The organism is Enterobacter sp. HK169 (assembly GCF_001719105.1).
Lineage (GTDB): Bacteria > Pseudomonadota > Gammaproteobacteria > Enterobacterales > Enterobacteriaceae > Enterobacter > Enterobacter asburiae_B.
The window spans coordinates 3,357,769-3,373,779 of the sequence record NZ_CP017087.1 but is presented as its reverse complement, the minus strand read 5'-3'; the positions used below and the strand labels follow the sequence as shown (position 1 = coordinate 3,373,779).

13 protein-coding genes and 3 tRNA genes are annotated in these 16,011 nt (G+C 57.0%); 8 read left to right on the top strand and 8 right to left on the bottom strand.

Translation table 11 applies throughout. The features are described 5' to 3' along the window. Positions 1 to 3: 3 nt before the first annotated feature. Genes amiB through nnr form a run of 3 tightly spaced genes read right to left on the bottom strand, consistent with a single transcriptional unit; the run spans position 4 to position 3,338 of the window. Positions 4 to 1,344 carry an N-acetylmuramoyl-L-alanine amidase AmiB gene (gene amiB, locus EnteroDNA1_RS16025; RefSeq protein ID WP_033144462.1) on the bottom strand — a complete coding sequence of 447 codons (1,341 nt, stop codon included), beginning with the start codon at positions 1,342 to 1,344 and terminating at the stop codon, positions 4 to 6. Between the two features lie 16 nt (positions 1,345 to 1,360). After that, positions 1,361 to 1,822, bottom strand: coding sequence for a tRNA (adenosine(37)-N6)-threonylcarbamoyltransferase complex ATPase subunit type 1 TsaE (gene tsaE, locus EnteroDNA1_RS16020; RefSeq protein WP_013095283.1), 462 nt, complete (start codon positions 1,820 to 1,822; stop codon positions 1,361 to 1,363). Next, positions 1,815 to 3,338 (bottom strand): bifunctional ADP-dependent NAD(P)H-hydrate dehydratase/NAD(P)H-hydrate epimerase, encoded by a 1,524-nt coding sequence (nnr, locus tag EnteroDNA1_RS16015; RefSeq protein WP_069303553.1) that lies wholly within the window; start codon positions 3,336 to 3,338, stop codon positions 1,815 to 1,817. The genes tsaE and nnr overlap by 8 nt, the downstream gene beginning before the upstream one ends. Between nnr and queG the strand changes: the two genes are divergently transcribed. Continuing rightward, positions 3,337 to 4,476 carry a tRNA epoxyqueuosine(34) reductase QueG gene (queG, locus tag EnteroDNA1_RS16010; protein WP_064673121.1) on the top strand — a complete coding sequence of 380 codons (1,140 nt, stop codon included), beginning with the start codon at positions 3,337 to 3,339 and terminating at the stop codon, positions 4,474 to 4,476. The genes nnr and queG overlap by 2 nt on opposite strands. Positions 4,477 to 4,746: 270 nt before the next feature. Here the strand turns inward: queG and EnteroDNA1_RS16005 are convergent. From EnteroDNA1_RS16005 to orn, 4 genes are all read right to left on the bottom strand, one after another. After that, positions 4,747 to 4,822 (bottom strand) — tRNA-Gly (locus tag EnteroDNA1_RS16005). A gap of 36 nt (positions 4,823 to 4,858) precedes the next feature. Then, positions 4,859 to 4,934, bottom strand: a tRNA-Gly gene (locus EnteroDNA1_RS16000). Positions 4,935 to 4,971: 37 nt separating this feature from the next. Then, positions 4,972 to 5,047: transfer RNA gene (locus tag EnteroDNA1_RS15995), tRNA-Gly, on the bottom strand. A gap of 196 nt (positions 5,048 to 5,243) precedes the next feature. Next, positions 5,244 to 5,789, bottom strand: a complete 546-nt coding sequence (gene orn, locus EnteroDNA1_RS15990; protein WP_069303552.1) for an oligoribonuclease — start codon at positions 5,787 to 5,789, stop codon at positions 5,244 to 5,246. 107 nt (positions 5,790 to 5,896) lie between these two features. On the opposite strand from orn, the gene rsgA reads away from it, so the two are divergent. The 3 genes from rsgA to mscM all read left to right on the top strand — a co-directional run bounded on the left by rsgA (position 5,897) and on the right by mscM (position 11,358). Next, positions 5,897 to 6,949, top strand: a complete 1,053-nt coding sequence (gene rsgA, locus EnteroDNA1_RS15985; protein WP_023334242.1) for a small ribosomal subunit biogenesis GTPase RsgA — start codon at positions 5,897 to 5,899, stop codon at positions 6,947 to 6,949. A 97-nt stretch (positions 6,950 to 7,046) separates the two neighbouring features. Continuing rightward, entirely contained in the window at positions 7,047 to 8,015 is a 969-nt protein-coding gene (asd, locus tag EnteroDNA1_RS15980; protein ID WP_069303551.1) for an archaetidylserine decarboxylase, read from the top strand. Between the two features lie 19 nt (positions 8,016 to 8,034). Continuing rightward, positions 8,035 to 11,358 carry a miniconductance mechanosensitive channel MscM gene (gene mscM, locus EnteroDNA1_RS15975; RefSeq protein WP_039261016.1) on the top strand — a complete coding sequence of 1,108 codons (3,324 nt, stop codon included), beginning with the start codon at positions 8,035 to 8,037 and terminating at the stop codon, positions 11,356 to 11,358. Between the two features lie 44 nt (positions 11,359 to 11,402). Here the strand turns inward: mscM and epmA are convergent, their stop codons facing one another. Further along, positions 11,403 to 12,380 carry an elongation factor P--(R)-beta-lysine ligase gene (epmA, locus tag EnteroDNA1_RS15970; RefSeq protein WP_069303550.1) on the bottom strand — a complete coding sequence of 326 codons (978 nt, stop codon included), beginning with the start codon at positions 12,378 to 12,380 and terminating at the stop codon, positions 11,403 to 11,405. A gap of 310 nt (positions 12,381 to 12,690) precedes the next feature. Between epmA and frdA the strand changes: the two genes are divergently transcribed. From frdA to frdD, 4 genes are read left to right on the top strand one after another with little or no spacing between them, the layout of a single operon-like run. Beyond that, positions 12,691 to 14,481, top strand: a complete 1,791-nt coding sequence (gene frdA, locus EnteroDNA1_RS15965) for a fumarate reductase (quinol) flavoprotein subunit (protein WP_023310125.1) — start codon at positions 12,691 to 12,693, stop codon at positions 14,479 to 14,481. Then, positions 14,474 to 15,208, top strand: coding sequence for a succinate dehydrogenase/fumarate reductase iron-sulfur subunit (locus tag EnteroDNA1_RS15960; protein WP_023310124.1), 735 nt, complete (start codon positions 14,474 to 14,476; stop codon positions 15,206 to 15,208). Before frdA ends, EnteroDNA1_RS15960 begins: the two co-directional genes overlap by 8 nt. 10 nt (positions 15,209 to 15,218) lie before the next feature. Then, positions 15,219 to 15,614 carry a fumarate reductase subunit FrdC gene (frdC, locus tag EnteroDNA1_RS15955; RefSeq protein ID WP_032662400.1) on the top strand — a complete coding sequence of 132 codons (396 nt, stop codon included), beginning with the start codon at positions 15,219 to 15,221 and terminating at the stop codon, positions 15,612 to 15,614. A gap of 10 nt (positions 15,615 to 15,624) precedes the next feature. After that, complete coding sequence (gene frdD / locus EnteroDNA1_RS15950) at positions 15,625 to 15,984, top strand: fumarate reductase subunit FrdD (RefSeq protein WP_000609653.1); 360 nt, start codon at positions 15,625 to 15,627, stop codon at positions 15,982 to 15,984. The last annotated feature ends 27 nt before the right edge of the window (positions 15,985 to 16,011 follow it).

Genomic DNA, 16,011 nt, shown 5'->3' with positions numbered 1-16,011 from the left:
TCCTTAGTTGGTCGCGGTCATCTCACCCGGCAGCGCTGCGCTGGCCGTCTGTGCTGAGCCGCTCTGCGGCGCAGACTGCAGAGGATGCGCCTCAAAATATTTACGTAAACCGTTATAAATCGCTTCGGCAATTTGCTGCTGGTAACTGTCGCTTCCTAACAGACGCTCTTCACCGTTGTTACTGATAAAGCCCGTCTCTACAAGGATGGACGGAATATCCGGGGAGCGCAGAACACCGAGGCTGGCATGTTCCGGACGGCGCTTATGCAGCACGCCAACGCTTTGCAGCTGGTTCAATACGTTAGTGGCGACATCATACCCGACGCGCTGCGAATGACCGAACTGTAAATCCAGCACCGCCTGGCTGAGGTACGGATCGGACTGGCTGTTCGCCAGCACGTCGCCCGCGCCGCCTAACAGTTCAGACTGCTTCTCGTGCTCTTCCAGCCAGTTGGCCATTTCGCTGTTAGCGCGACGGTTCGACAGCACCCAAACCGAGGCGCCGGTGGCGCTACGATTCGGTGCGGCGTCCGCATGAATAGAGACCAGGAAGTTCGCGTTTTGCTTACGCGCCACGTCCGAGCGTCCCATTACGGAGATAAAGTAGTCCCCGTCGCGGGTCAACACGCCTTTAAACATGGGGTCGTCATTGAGTAGCGAACGCAGTTTACGCGCGATAGCGATAGTGACGTTTTTCTCTCGCGTGCCGCCAGGGCCAATCGCCCCCGGGTCTTCCCCGCCGTGGCCCGCATCAATGGCGATAATCACTTTGTCACCGCTGACCGTCGCGCGTCGCGCGCTGGCCGCCGGACGCGTCACCGTATTGCTGCTGGTTGCCGCAGTAATGCGATCGTTCTGCGATTTAAACGGATTACGCGCAGGTTCAGAAGGACGCGGCGTATACACAGGTTCTTCCACGCGCTTCGCTACGACCGGCGGCGGTGGAGGCGGTGGCGGCGCGTCGGCATTGATGGTAAACACCACCGTATAGTTCGCCCCGTTTTGCTGCTTCACCGCCTTCGTTTTGCCCTTTTCGGTCAGATCAACCACCAGGCGTAACGACTGGCTATCCTGCGGTGTTCCCGAACGGATACTTTTCACCAGGTTGTTACCGCTGAACCGCAGCGGTAGCCCCTGGATCACGCCTGTTTGTTTGATATCCAGCGCCACGCTGTGGCTGTCTGGCTGTGAGAACGCATATTCAGGGTCGCCCATAAAGCTGAACGTGATCCGGGCCTGGCTTTCGCCGTTTGATACCTGAATATCTGAGAGGTTTGCCGCCCCGGCCTGCGCGCACAGCAGCACGGTGGCAGCCAACAACCAACCTTTAACGCGATTTATCATCCCGTCATCCCTACGCTTAACCGGCCAGTCGCGCCAGTAAGGAACTGCCTGATGAGGAAACAGCACTGATGCGTGCCTCACGCCCTTGTGCCTGGTAATCTAAGTGAATTTCGACATCCGGGTCAGGCAGCACACCCGCACCTTGTTGCGGCCACTCCACCAGGCAAATGGCGTCGTTGGCAAAATAATCACGGATCCCCATAAATTCCAGCTCCTCAGGATCCGCAAGGCGGTATAAATCGAAGTGGTACACCATGAGATTTTCAAGGGTGTACGGTTCAACCAGCGTGTAGGTTGGGCTTTTCACATTCCCGTTATGCCCTAACGCCTGCAAAAAACCCCGGCTGAAGGTGGTTTTACCCGCACCTAAATCACCATACAGATAAATGACGGTTGCCCCCTGACAGGCCTGCGCCACGCGCTTGCCGAGTTCTAAAGTGGCTTGTTCATCAGGTAAAGGAATCGCTCGATTAGTCATTTTCTACGTCAATCACATCCGGGTTAACAACACGCCGCAGCGTGCAAAAAAGATCGGTGGCCAGCATGCCGCGTGTACCGTAACGCGCGGCCAGTTTATCCGCCGCGACACCGTGGGCCACGCAGCCCGCGCAGGCTGCATCATAAAGGGGAAGTTTCTGTCCAAGCAATGCGCCAATGATGCCGGAAAGCACATCGCCCATGCCGCCGCTTGCCATGCCCGCATTTCCGGCATCAATAATGCCCTGCGTCTCGTCACTGGCGACAACGGTTCCTGCCCCTTTCAAAACAGCAACACCTCCGTAACGTTTTACCAGACGCTGAGCAGAAAGTAAGCGATCGCTTTCAATTTCTGCCACGCTGCAGTTAAGCAGGCGCGCGGCTTCGCCGGGGTGTGGCGTCAGAATGCGATTGTGACGCTTATCGGGGTTTATTGCCAGAAGGTTAAGCGCGTCGGCATCCCACAGCATCGGTTTACGAAAATTCTCGACCTTTTGCAGGGCCTGTTTACCCCATGCCTGCTGCCCAAGCCCGGGGCCGATCGCCACCACATCCGCCCATTCCAGGCTTTCTTCAAGCGACTGAGGCGTAAGCTCATGGACCATCAGCTCCGGTCGGGCCGTAACGATCGGCGCAATATTCTCAATGCGAGTGAGTACTCGCACTAATCCGGCACCGCTGCGCAGAGCCGCCTCGCCGGTCATGCGAATTGCACCTGCCGTACCATGATCGCCGCCAATAATCACCAGCCTGCCGTGATCGCCCTTATGGGACGTCTGCCGGCGCGGCGGGAGCCACGCCGCAAGCTGCGAAGCATCAAAACGCGCGAGGTGCGTTTCCTGCCCGGACAGCCAGCTCTCCAGCCCCAGCGCATGGTGGTGCAGCACGCCAACAACGTCTCGTGCTTTACCGGTCAGTAGCCCCGGCTTGAGGGCGATGAAGGTTACCGTATGTGCAGCCTGAATCACCGCTCCCGGCGTCGCGCCGGTTTGTGCGATCAGGCCTGAGGGAATATCCAGGGCAACGACCGGCGCGGAATGTCCGTTAGCGTGTTCAATAAGGGCGGCAATGTTCTCGCGAGGCGCACTGCGTAGCCCGGTACCCAGCAGACCATCAACAATCAGATCCACCTCTTCCGGCCAGACGATATCAGGCGCATGAATCACACCGCCTGCGTTAAGCCACGCCTCCCGGGCCGCGCTGGCCTCTTCCGGCAGCGGTTTATCGCTCTCCAGGGCCAGCAACGTCACGCGGATACCTGCCGCAACCGCCAAACGGGCGACAACGTAGCCGTCGCCGCCGTTATTGCCGTGACCGCACAGAATCAGCCAGTGGGCGGCATGAGGGTACGCGCTGCGGGCAACGTTAAACGCCGCCTCACCCGCGCGCAGCATCAGTTCATAAAGGGTAATCCCGAGGCTGTCTGCGGCCTCTTTTTCGGCGCGCCGGAGGTCATCCGCATGCCAGATGGAATGTGGTATACTTGCGGGGTTTTTCTTCACCGTATGGTCCGTCATGTCACAGCCCCTCGATCTCAATGAATTAGCGCAAAAAATTAAACAGTGGGGTGCTGAGCTTGGCTTCCAGAAGGTGGGCATTACCGATACCGACCTCTCCGCCAGCGAGCCGAAACTGCAGGCCTGGCTGGACAAACAATACCACGGCGAAATGGAGTGGATGGCGCGTCATGGCATGATGCGCGCCCGCCCTCACGAGCTTTTGCCGGGCACATTACGCGTCATCAGCGTGCGCATGAATTATCTGCCCGCCAACGCGGCCTTTGCGCGCACGCTAAAAAATCCCTCTCTGGGTTACGTCAGCCGGTACGCTCTGGGCCGTGATTACCATAAGCTCTTGCGTAACCGTTTAAAAAAACTCGGGGAAACTATTCAGCAGCACTGTGTTTCGCTGAATTTTAGACCCTTTGTCGATTCTGCGCCTATTCTTGAGCGCCCGATCGCCGAAAAAGCCGGGCTTGGCTGGACAGGTAAGCACTCACTTATCCTCAGCCGCGACGCCGGATCGTTTTTCTTCCTGGGTGAACTGCTGATTGATTTACCATTGCCGGTAGACGGCCCGGTAGAGGAAGGCTGCGGACGCTGCGTGGCCTGCATGACCATCTGTCCGACGGGTGCCATCGTCGAGCCTTACACCGTTGATGCGCGCCGCTGCATCTCCTACCTCACTATCGAACTGGAAGGGGCCATTCCAGAGGAATTTCGACCACTTATCGGCAACCGCATCTACGGCTGCGACGACTGCCAGCTGATCTGCCCGTGGAACCGCTATTCGCAGCTCACGGACGAAGAGGATTTCAGCCCGCGTAAGGCGCTGCATGCGCCGCAGCTGGTTGAGTTATTCGCCTGGACCGAAGCCTGGTTCCTGAAAGTGACGGAAGGTTCGGCCATTCGCCGTATCGGTCATCTGCGCTGGCTGCGTAATGTTGCCGTCGCGCTGGGTAATGCCCCGTGGGATGAAGCGAATATTCGGGCGCTTGAAAGCCGTAAAGGTGAGCACCCACTTCTTGATGAACACATAGAATGGGCGATTGCGCAGCAAATAGAGAAGCGTAATGCCTGCACGATCGAGGTGCAGCTACCGAAGAAACAGCGTCTGGTGCGGGTGATTGAAAAAGGGCTTACGCGGGATGCCTGAACTATTCACAGCCTGTGAATAAAATTACAAACTCAAGCGCCATCTGGGCTGGAGAAGAGGTCAAGTGATCTCAATAACATTTTGAAATGAAAATTTATTTACTAAATACAGCGCGTTACAAAGATATTATTCACCCTGCTAAGCTTTAACCCTGTTACGGTTAAGCGTAGTTTCTGTGGATAACTCTGTTCACAAGAGTATTTCAGAGACAATAGAAAACGTCCCCAACGACTCTTTTCGCTGTGGATATTTTAGAGATTAAGAAGAATTTGGAGCGGGAAACGAGACTCGAACTCGCGACCCCGACCTTGGCAAGGTCGTGCTCTACCAACTGAGCTATTCCCGCTTGGGTGGTCCGTGCTTTAGAAGCACTTTCAAATTTTGGAGCGGGAAACGAGACTCGAACTCGCGACCCCGACCTTGGCAAGGTCGTGCTCTACCAACTGAGCTATTCCCGCTTGGGTGGTCCGTGCTTAGGAAGCACTTTTCAAATTTTGGAGCGGGAAACGAGACTCGAACTCGCGACCCCGACCTTGGCAAGGTCGTGCTCTACCAACTGAGCTATTCCCGCAAATCTGCACTGCTTTTGTTGCTGTCGTAACGTGTAATTCTCTGTCGTTACGGGAGGCGCATTATACGAGAAATCCTTTTAGCTGCAACCCCCCTAAAAGCGATTTTTTCGAAATTAAGTTCAAATGCTTAATTAATCGGCAAGCTGAACAATTTAACGACAAAAACCCGGCCACGCAAGGCGCCGGATCGCAAAATCACAGCTTAATAAAGTTTTCGCGGTAGTAGGAAAGCTCCGCCACGGACTCACGGATATCGTCCATCGCCTGGTGAGTCCCCTGCTTTTTGAAGCCGTCGAGGATTTCAGGCTTCCAGCGACGCGCCAGCTCTTTCAGGGTGCTGACATCCAGATAACGGTAGTGGAAATATGACTCCAGCTCCGGCATGTACTTAAACAGGAAACGGCGATCCTGGCCGATACTATTCCCACAGATAGGCGATTTGCCTGCCGGAACCCACTGTTTCAGGAACTCAAGCGTCGCCAGCTCCGCCTCGCGATCGCCGAACGTGCTCGCCTTCACGCGCTCCACCAGGCCACTGCCGGTGTGGGTGCGCACGTTCCATTCATCCATCAAAGCCAGCTGCTCGTCGGACTGATGCACCGCAAACGTTGGCCCTTCAGCCAGGATATTCAGGTTAGCGTCCGTCACCAGCGTTGCAATTTCAATGATGCGATCGCGCTCGGGATCCAGCCCGGTCATTTCGAGATCGATCCAAATCAGGTTGTTTTCATCCGCGCTCATGTTATTTTCCACCCTTCTCGCATAACCGGCAGTAGCAGGTTAACTAGTATTAATTAGAGTGTATCATAGAGGTTTTGCCCCTTACGGGCGACCAGGAGCCAGCGCGATTGAGTAAAAATAAACTCTCCAAAGGGCAGCAGCGCCGCGTAAACGCCAACCACCAGCGCCGTCTTAAAACCACTTCGGAGAAGCCGGATTATGACGACAACCTGTTTGGTGAAGCGACAGAAGGCGTAGTCATCAGCCGTTTCGGTATGCATGCCGATGTCGAATCCGCCGACGGGGATATTCACCGTTGCAATATCCGTCGCACCATCCGTTCACTGGTTACCGGCGATCGCGTGGTCTGGAGACCGGGTAAAGAGGCGGCGGAAGGCGTTACGGTAAAAGGTATCGTTGAAGCGGTTCATGAGCGCACGTCCGTGTTAACCCGTCCCGATTTCTACGACGGGGTCAAACCCATTGCCGCCAACATTAACCAGATTGTTATCGTATCGGCGATTTTGCCCGAACTTTCGCTCAACATTATCGACCGATACCTCGTCGCCTGCGAAACGCTGCAGGTTGAACCGATTATCGTGTTGAACAAAATCGATCTGCTGGATGACGACGGCATGGCCTTCGTGAATGAGCAGATGGATATCTATCGCAAGATTGGTTACCGCGTGCTGATGGTCTCCAGCCACACCAAAGATGGCCTTAAACCGCTGGAAGAGGCGCTGACCGACCGCATCAGCATCTTTGCGGGCCAGTCCGGCGTAGGTAAATCGAGCCTGCTGAACAACCTGCTCGGCCTCCAGCAAGAGATCCTGACCAACGATGTGTCCAACGTCTCTGGCCTGGGCCAGCACACCACTACCGCCTCGCGTCTGTATCATTTCCCGCACGGCGGCGACGTGATCGACTCCCCGGGCGTGCGTGAGTTCGGTTTGTGGCACCTTGAGCCGGAACAAATCTTTAACGGATTTGTCGAATTCCATGATTATTTAGGCGCCTGTAAATACCGCGACTGTAAGCACGATAACGACCCTGGCTGCGCTATCCGTGAAGCAGTTGAGAAAGGCGAGATCGCGGAAACCCGCTTCGAGAATTACCACCGCATTCTTGAGAGCATGGAAGACGTAAAAACGCGTAAAAACTTTTCTGATTCTGATAACTGACAACTAAGCTAAGCATCGCTAAAATCGTCCCCTTTTTTCAGGTTCCGGCGGCTTAACGCCGGATCAGGAACGACAAAACAATGGCCTGGAGGCTACCTTGTTAAACGCATTTAAACTTTCGCTTCAATACATTCTGCCAAAACTGTGGCTCACTCGCCTGGCGGGCTGGGGCGCAAGCAAACGCGCGGGCTGGCTGACCAAACTGGTCATTGACCTTTTCGTAAAATATTACAAGGTCGACATGAAAGAGGCGCAGAAGCCGGATACCGCCAGCTACCGCACCTTCAACGAGTTCTTCGTACGCCCGCTGCGTGACGAAGTGCGCCCGCTGAACACCGACCCTAACGTCCTGGTGATGCCGGCAGACGGCGTGATCAGCCAGTTGGGTGATATCGAAGACGACAAAATCCTGCAGGCGAAGGGCCATAACTACAGTCTGGAAGCGCTGCTGGCGGGTAACTACCTGATGGCGGATCTGTTCCGTAACGGTACCTTTGCCACCACCTATCTTTCACCGCGCGACTACCATCGCGTGCACATGCCGTGTAACGGTATCCTGCGTGAAATGATTTACGTCCCGGGCGACCTGTTCTCCGTAAACCACCTGACCGCGCAGAACGTGCCGAACCTGTTTGCCCGTAACGAGCGCGTCATCTGTCTGTTCGATACTGAATTTGGCCCTATGGCGCAGATTCTGGTGGGTGCGACCATCGTAGGCAGCATCGAAACCGTCTGGGCGGGCACCATCACCCCACCGCGCGAAGGCGTGATCAAACGCTGGACCTGGCCTGCCGGTGAAGCGGAAGGCTCGGTGGCCCTGCTGAAAGGTCAGGAGATGGGTCGCTTCAAGCTGGGCTCTACCGTAATCAACCTGTTTGCGCCGGGCAAAGTGAAGCTGGCTGAACAGCTCGAAAGCCTGTCGGTCACCAAACTGGGCCAGCCGCTGGCGGTCTCTACCGAAACCTTCGTTACGCCGGATGCAGAACCAGCGCCGCTACCGCAGGAAGAGATCAACGCCGAGCACGACGCCAGCCCGCTGGTTGACGACAAAAAAGACGAAGGCTAACAACAGAAGGATCGCTGACGTGCGCCCGATTATCGTTCTACTGATGGCCTGGTGCCTCAGCATGGGGGCGTACGCAGCGACAGCCCCCGACGCCAAACAGATAACCCAGGAACTGGAGCAGGCAAAAGCGGCTAAACCTGCTCAGCCAGAGACCGTCGAGTCGCTCCAGGCTGCCCTGAACGCGCTTGAGGAGCGAAAAGGCTCTCTTGAGCGCGCTCAGCAGTATCAGCAGGTTATCGACAATTTCCCCAAACTCTCGCAGACGCTGCGCGCGCAGCTCAATAATTTGCGTGACGAACCGCGCGATGTGCCAGCAGGCATGACCTCCGACGCCCTGAACCAGGAGATCCTGCAGGTCAGCAGCCAGCTTCTGGAAAAGAGCCGCCTTGCCCAGCAGGAGCAGGAGCGAGCGCGTGAAATTGCCGACTCCCTCAGCCAGCTTCCGCAGCAGCAAACCGATGCCCGCCGCCAGCTTAATGAAGTTGAGCGTCGCGTGGGTACGCAAAGCGGCAATACGCCACAGGCTCAGGCTCAAAATCTGGGCCTGCAGGCAGAATCTGCTCGCCTGAAGGCCCTTGTCGATGAGCTGGAGCTGGCGCAGCTTTCCGCCAATAACCGCCAGGAGCTGTCGCGGATGCGCTCTGAACTCGCTCAGAAGCAGAGCGAGCAGCTGGATGCGTATCTCCAGGCCCTGCGCAATCAGCTTAACAGCCAGCGTCAGCGCGAAGCCGAGCGTGCCCTTGAAAGCACCGAACTGCTGGCGGAAAACAGCGAAAACCTGCCTGCCGGTATCAACGAACAATTCAGGGTCAACCGCGAGCTTTCTGCCGCGCTGAATCAGCAGGCGCAGCGCATGGATCTGGTTGCATCCCAGCAGCGTCAGGCCACCAATCAAACCCTGCAGGTTCGCCAGGCGCTCAACACCCTGCGCGAGCAGTCCCAGTGGCTCGGGTCATCAAACCTGCTGGGCGAAGCGTTGCGCGCCCAGGTCGCGCGCCTGCCTGAAATGCCGAAGCCGCAACAGCTGGATACCGAGATGGCCCAGCTGCGCGTTCAGCGACTGCACTTTGAAGATCTTCTCAATAAACAGCCGCAAATCCGCCAGATCCGTCAGGCTGACGGCCAGCCCCTGACCAGCGAGCAAAACCGCATTCTGGAAGCCCAGCTGCGTACCCAGCGTGAGCTGCTGAACTCCCTGCTCCAGGGCGGGGATACGCTGATTCTGGAGCTGACCAAGCTAAAAGTCTCCAATAGCCAGCTGGAAGATGCGCTGAAAGAGGTGAACGAGGCTACGCACCGTTATCTCTTCTGGACGTCCGACGTGCGTCCGATGACCTTCTCGTGGCCGATTGAGATTGTCCAGGACCTGCGCCGCCTGATTTCGCTGGACACCGTCAGCCAGCTGGGACAGGCCAGCGTGATGATGTTTACCAGCAAAGAGACCATTTTCCCGCTGCTCGGGGCGTTGATTCTGGTGGGCTTCAGCATTTACTCGCGCAGACATTTCACCCGCTTCCTGGAGCGTTCCAGCTCCCGGGTCGGGAAAGTCACCCAGGATCACTTCTGGCTGACGTTGCGCACCGTATTCTGGTCGATTCTTGTCGCCTCTCCGCTGCCGGTGCTGTGGATGACGCTGGGGTATGGCCTGCGGGAAGCCTGGCCCTATCCGCTCGCGGTCGCGATTGGCGATGGCGTCACCGCCACGGTGCCGCTGCTGTGGGTGGTCATGATTTGCGCCACCTTCGCGCGCCCCAATGGCCTGTTTATCACCCACTTTGGCTGGCCGCGTAATCGCGTTGCGCGCGCCATGCGTTACTACCTGATGAGCATCGGGCTGATTGTGCCGCTGATTATGGCGCTGATCATGTTCGATAATCTCAACGACCGGGAATTCTCAGGCTCGCTGGGCCGCCTCTGCTTTATGCTGATATGCGGGGCGCTGGCCATCGTCACGCTCAGCCTGAAACGCGCGGGTATTCCGCTCTATCTCGATAAATCCGGCAGCGGCGAAAACATGTTCAACCGGCTGCTCTGGAACCTGCTGCTTAGCGCGCCGCTGTTTGCGATGCTGGCAGCCGCAGTGGGCTATCTGGCAACCGCGCAGGCGCTGCTGGCGCGACTGGAAACATCGGTGGCCATCTGGTTCCTGCTGCTGGTGGTGTACCACGTGATCCGCCGCTGGATGCTGATCCAGCGCCGCCGTCTGGCCTTCGATCGTGCCAAGCATCGCCGGGCGGAGATCCTCGCCCAGCGCGCGCGGGGTGAAGAAGAGCCAAACCACGTCAACAGTACGGAAGGCACAACGGAAGCGGACGAAGTCGAACTGGATCTGGATGCCATCAGTACCCAGTCCCTGCGCCTGGTTCGTTCCATCCTGATGCTGATTGCCCTCCTGTCGGTGATCTTCCTGTGGTCAGAGATCCACTCCGCATTTGGCTTCCTGGAGAACATCTCGCTCTGGGACGTGACGTCTACGGTGCAGGGCGTGGAAAGCCTGGAGCCGATTACCTTAGGGGCGGTGCTGATTGCCATTCTGGTGCTGATCATCACCACGCAGCTGGTGCGCAACTTCCCGGCGCTGCTGGAGCTGGCGCTGCTGCAGCATCTGGATTTAACGCCGGGGACGGGCTATGCGATTACGACCATTACCAAATATCTGATCATGCTGTTTGGCGGGCTGGTTGGCTTCTCGATGATCGGTATTGAGTGGTCGAAGCTGCAGTGGCTAGTGGCGGCCCTTGGTGTAGGGTTAGGTTTTGGTTTACAGGAGATCTTCGCCAACTTCATCTCTGGCCTGATCATTCTGTTCGAAAAACCGATCCGTATTGGCGATACCGTAACGATTCGCGATCTGACCGGCAGCATCACGAAGATCAACACCCGTGCGACGACGATCAGCGACTGGGATCGGAAAGAGATCATCGTGCCAAACAAGGCGTTTATTACCGAGCAGTTCATCAACTGGTCGCTGTCAGACTCCGTTACCCGCGTGGTGCTGACGGTACCGGCGCCGTCGGACGCCAACAGCGAAGAGGTCACCCAGATCCTCTACACTGCCGCTGAGCGCTGTTCGCTGGTAATCGACAACCCGGCGCCGGAAGTATTCCTTGTGGATTTACAGCAGGGGATCCAGATTTTCGAGCTGCGCATCTACGCCGCCGAAATGGGACACCGTATGCCGCTGCGCCATGAGATCCACCAGCTGATTCTGGCGGGCTTCCGCGAGCACGGTATTGATATGCCGTTCCCACCGTTCCAGATGCGTCTCGAAAGCCTGGACGGGCGTAAAACGGGAAGAACGCTGACGTCAGCGGCGCGTACGCGCCCGGCGGGAAGTTTGTAAGGTAAGCGGGGCAACCCTCTCCCACGGGAGAGGGTAAACTGCCGTCAGGCGCGATCTACGGTAAACGCAATCACATCGCCAAGCTGCTCTGCGCCCAGGGCCAGCATCACCAGACGGTCAACACCCAGCGCCACGCCGGAGCAATCCGGCAGACCTGCTTTTAATGCTTCAAGCAAATTCACATCAATAGGCTGCTGCGGCAGACCGCGCGCGGCGCGCTTGCGGTTATCCTGCTCGAAGCGCTGCTGCTGCTCGCGGGCATCCGTCAGTTCGTGGAAGCCGTTCGCCAGCTCGATGCCTTTGTAATAGACCTCAAAACGCTCTGCGACACGATGATCTTCGGTACTGATCTGCGCCAGCGACGCCTGGCTTGCCGGGAAGTGGTAGACAAAGGTCGGACGATCCTTGCCAATCTGTGGTTCTACGCCGAAGGTGAACAGCAGCTGCAGCAGCGTGTCGCGATCCTCTTCGGTATCCGCCACGTTGCTCAGATCCAGTTTTGCCGCCGCTTCGCGCAGCTGGGTTTTGTCCGCCGACAGCGGATCGATTTCCAGATGGCGCTGGAAAGCCTGCTGATAGGAGAGCGTTTCGGCTTCTGAGCAGTCCAGGACCTGCTGCAGCAGATCGTCCACCTCATTCATCAGGCGGTACATATCATAATGCGGGCGGTACCACTCCAGCATGGTGAATTCCGGGTTGTGGTGACGCCCCATCTCTTCATTACGGAAGCTGCGGCACAGCTGATACACCGGGCCACACCCCGCCGCCAGCAGGCGTTTCATGTGGTATTCCGGGCTGGTCATCAGATACAAATTCATGCCCTGAGAGTGGCCGGGGCCAACAAAACGGGTTTCAAACGGCACCAGATGAATATCCGTTACCGTTGCCTGACTCATGCACGGCGTTTCCACCTCCAGGACTCCGCGGTCGGCAAAGAAACGGCGGATCTCCGCCATAATTGCAGCGCGTTTTAACAGATTAGGGATGGATGCGCTCGGCTGCCAGGTGGCCGTTTCGCTCATGAGTTGTTCTCCGATTTCAGACAAGGGCACGAAGTCTACTCGTTAGCAGGGGCAGAGACAAATTTTGCGCAGTAAAAAAGGGCATTTCATTTAGGTGAACTTTTTCGTGACGTATTTCATCAATCTTCATGATAAATCGCCGTACAGAACAGCAAAAAAATCGAACACGTCAAATTTCCCTGACATCTACACGGTTATACTGTTTTACCCATAAAGGAGCAGTGGAAACGCTTTCGCAATCGTCCTTTTGGACGGGTGAACTACCTTTAGTTTGTCGCGTTGCGAAATAACAAAAATCTGGAGGAATGTCGTGCAAACTTTTCAAGCCGATCTTGCCGTAATAGGCGCTGGCGGGGCTGGATTACGTGCTGCGATTGCTGCAGCACAAGCTAATCCCAACGCTAAAATCGCATTGATTTCAAAAGTCTATCCAATGCGTAGTCACACAGTGGCAGCAGAAGGAGGATCCGCCGCCGTTGCGCAGGATCATGACAGCTTTGAATACCATTTCCACGACACGGTTGCAGGGGGCGACTGGCTTTGCGAGCAGGATGTCGTTGACTACTTTGTGCATCATTGTCCAACGGAAATGACCCAGCTTGAACAGTGGGGATGTCCGTGGAGCCGCCGCCCGGACGGCAGCGTCAACGTTCGCCGCTTTGGCGGAATGAAGATTGAACGCACCTGGTTCGCCGCCGATAAAACCGGCTTCCACATGCTGCACACCCTGTTCCAGACCTCCCTTCAGTTCCCACAAATTCAGCGCTTCGATGAACATTTCGTTCTCGACATTCTGGTTGATGACGGACAGGCGCGTGGCCTGGTGGCGATGAATATGATGGAAGGCACGCTTGTCCAGATCCGCGCCAACGCGGTAGTGATGGCGACGGGCGGTGCGGGTCGCGTTTATCGTTATAACACCAACGGCGGCATCGTCACCGGTGACGGCATGGGCATGGCGCTCGGTCACGGCGTACCGCTGCGCGATATGGAGTTCGTCCAGTATCACCCAACCGGCCTGCCGGGCTCCGGCATTCTGATGACGGAAGGCTGCCGCGGTGAAGGCGGTATTCTGGTCAATAAAAACGGCTACCGCTATCTGCAGGATTACGGCATGGGCCCGGAAACCCCGCTCGGCGAGCCGAAGAACAAATACATGGAACTCGGCCCGCGTGACAAAGTCTCTCAGGCCTTCTGGCACGAGTGGCGCAAAGGCAACACCATCTCCACGCCGCGCGGCGATGTGGTCTATCTCGACCTGCGTCACCTTGGCGAGAAGAAACTGCTGGAACGTCTGCCGTTCATCTGCGAGCTGGCGAAAGCTTACGTCGGCGTCGACCCGGTGAAAGAGCCGATTCCGGTGCGTCCTACCGCGCACTACACCATGGGCGGGATCGAAACCGACCAGCAGTGCGAAACCCGTATTAAAGGCCTGTTCGCCGTCGGCGAGTGTTCCTCCGTGGGTCTGCACGGCGCCAACCGTCTCGGGTCTAACTCGCTGGCAGAGCTGGTCGTCTTTGGCCGCATGGCGGGCGAGCGCGCGATGGAGCGGGCAGCTACCGCAGGTGAAGCCAACGGTGCCGCGCTGGATGCGCAGGTTGCAGACGTTGAAAAACGCCTGAAAGATCTGGTGAACCAGGAGGGGAACGAGAACTGGTCTAAGATCCGCGACGAGATGGGCCTGTCGATGGAAGAAGGCTGCGGTATTTACCGTACGCCAGAGCTGATGCAAAAAACCGTCGATAAGCTGGCGGAACTGCAGGAGCGCTTCAAGCGCGTGCGCATCACCGATACCTCCAGCGTATTTAACACCGACCTGCTCTACACCATCGAGCTGGGCCACGGTCTGAACGTCGCGGAATGTATGGCGCACTCTGCGCTGGCGCGTAAAGAGTCGCGTGGGGCCCACCAGCGTCTGGACGAAGGCTGTACCGAACGTGACGACGTCAATTTCCTGAAACACACTCTCGCCTGGCGCGATGCAGATGGCACCACACGTCTGGACTACAGCGACGTGAAAATCACCACGCTGCCGCCGGCTAAACGCGTGTACGGTGCAGAAGCAGAAGCCGCCGAGAAGAAGGAGAAGGCGAATGGCTGAGATGCAAAAAATGAAGGTTGAAGTGGTGCGCTACAATCCGGAAGTGGACGCCGCACCGCACAGCGCTTTCTATGAAGTACCTTATGACGAGCAAACCTCCCTGCTGGATGCGCTCGGCTATATCAAAGATAACCTGGCGCCAGACCTGAGCTACCGCTGGTCCTGCCGCATGGCAATCTGCGGCTCCTGCGGCATGATGGTCAACAAGGTGCCGAAGCTGGCCTGTAAGACCTTCCTGCGCGAGTACACCAAAGGCATTAAGGTCGAAGCGCTGGGCAACTTCCCGATTGAACGCGATCTGGTGGTCGATATGACCCACTTTATCGAAAGCCTGGAAGCCATTAAGCCGTACATCATCGGTAATCCGCGCACGCCGGATCAGGGGCCAAATACCCAGACGCCGGCTCAGATGGCGAAATACCATCAGTTCTCCGGCTGCATCAACTGCGGCCTGTGCTACGCAGCCTGTCCACAGTTTGGCCTGAACAAGGAGTTCATCGGCCCGGCCGCCATTACCCTGGCACACCGCTATAACGAAGACAGCCGCGACCACGGCAAAAAAGAACGTATGGCGCAGCTTAACAGCCAGAACGGCGTCTGGAGCTGTACCTTTGTGGGTTACTGCTCCGAAGTGTGTCCGAAGCACGTCGACCCGGCCGCCGCAATTCAGCAGGGTAAAGTGGAAAGCTCGAAAGACTTTCTTATCGCTACCCTGAAACCACGCTAAGGAGTGCATGATGACGACTAAACGCAAAGCCTATGTGCGGCCTGTGCCGTCCACCTGGTGGAAAAACCTGCCGTTTTATCGCTTCTACATGCTGCGTGAAGGCACGGCGGTACCGGCGGTCTGGTTCAGCCTTGAGCTGATGTACGGCGTTTTTGCCCTCAAGCATGGCCCGGAAGCCTGGGCCAGCTTTGTCGGTTTTCTGCAAAACCCGATCATTGTTGTTCTGAACCTGATCGTACTCGCGGCCGCGCTGCTTCATACCAAAACCTGGTTTGAGCTGGCGCCAAAAGCGGCGAACATCATCATAAAAGACGAGAAAATGGGGCCAGAGCCGGTGATTAAAGGGCTCTGGGCAGTGACGATTCTGGTCACTGTGGTCATTCTGTTTGTCGCACTGTTCTGGTAAGGAGACACCTGTGATCAATCCAAATCCAAAACGTTCTGACGAGCCGGTCTTCTGGGGCCTGTTTGGCGCAGGCGGCATGTGGAGTGCCATCATCGCCCCCGTCATCATTCTGCTGGTCGGCATTATGCTGCCGCTGGGGCTGTTCCCGGGCGATGCGCTGAGCTACGAGCGCGTGCTGGCGTTTGCGAGCAGCTTTATCGGCCGCGTGTTCATCTTCCTGATGATCGTCCTGCCGCTGTGGTGTGGCCTGCACCGTATTCACCATGCGATGCATGACCTGAAAATCCATGTACCGAGCGGGAAATGGGTGTTCTACGGTCTGGCGACCATCCTGACCGTGGTGACGCTGATTGCCGTGGTCACCATCTGACGCTTCTGGCCCGCCATCCGGCGGGCC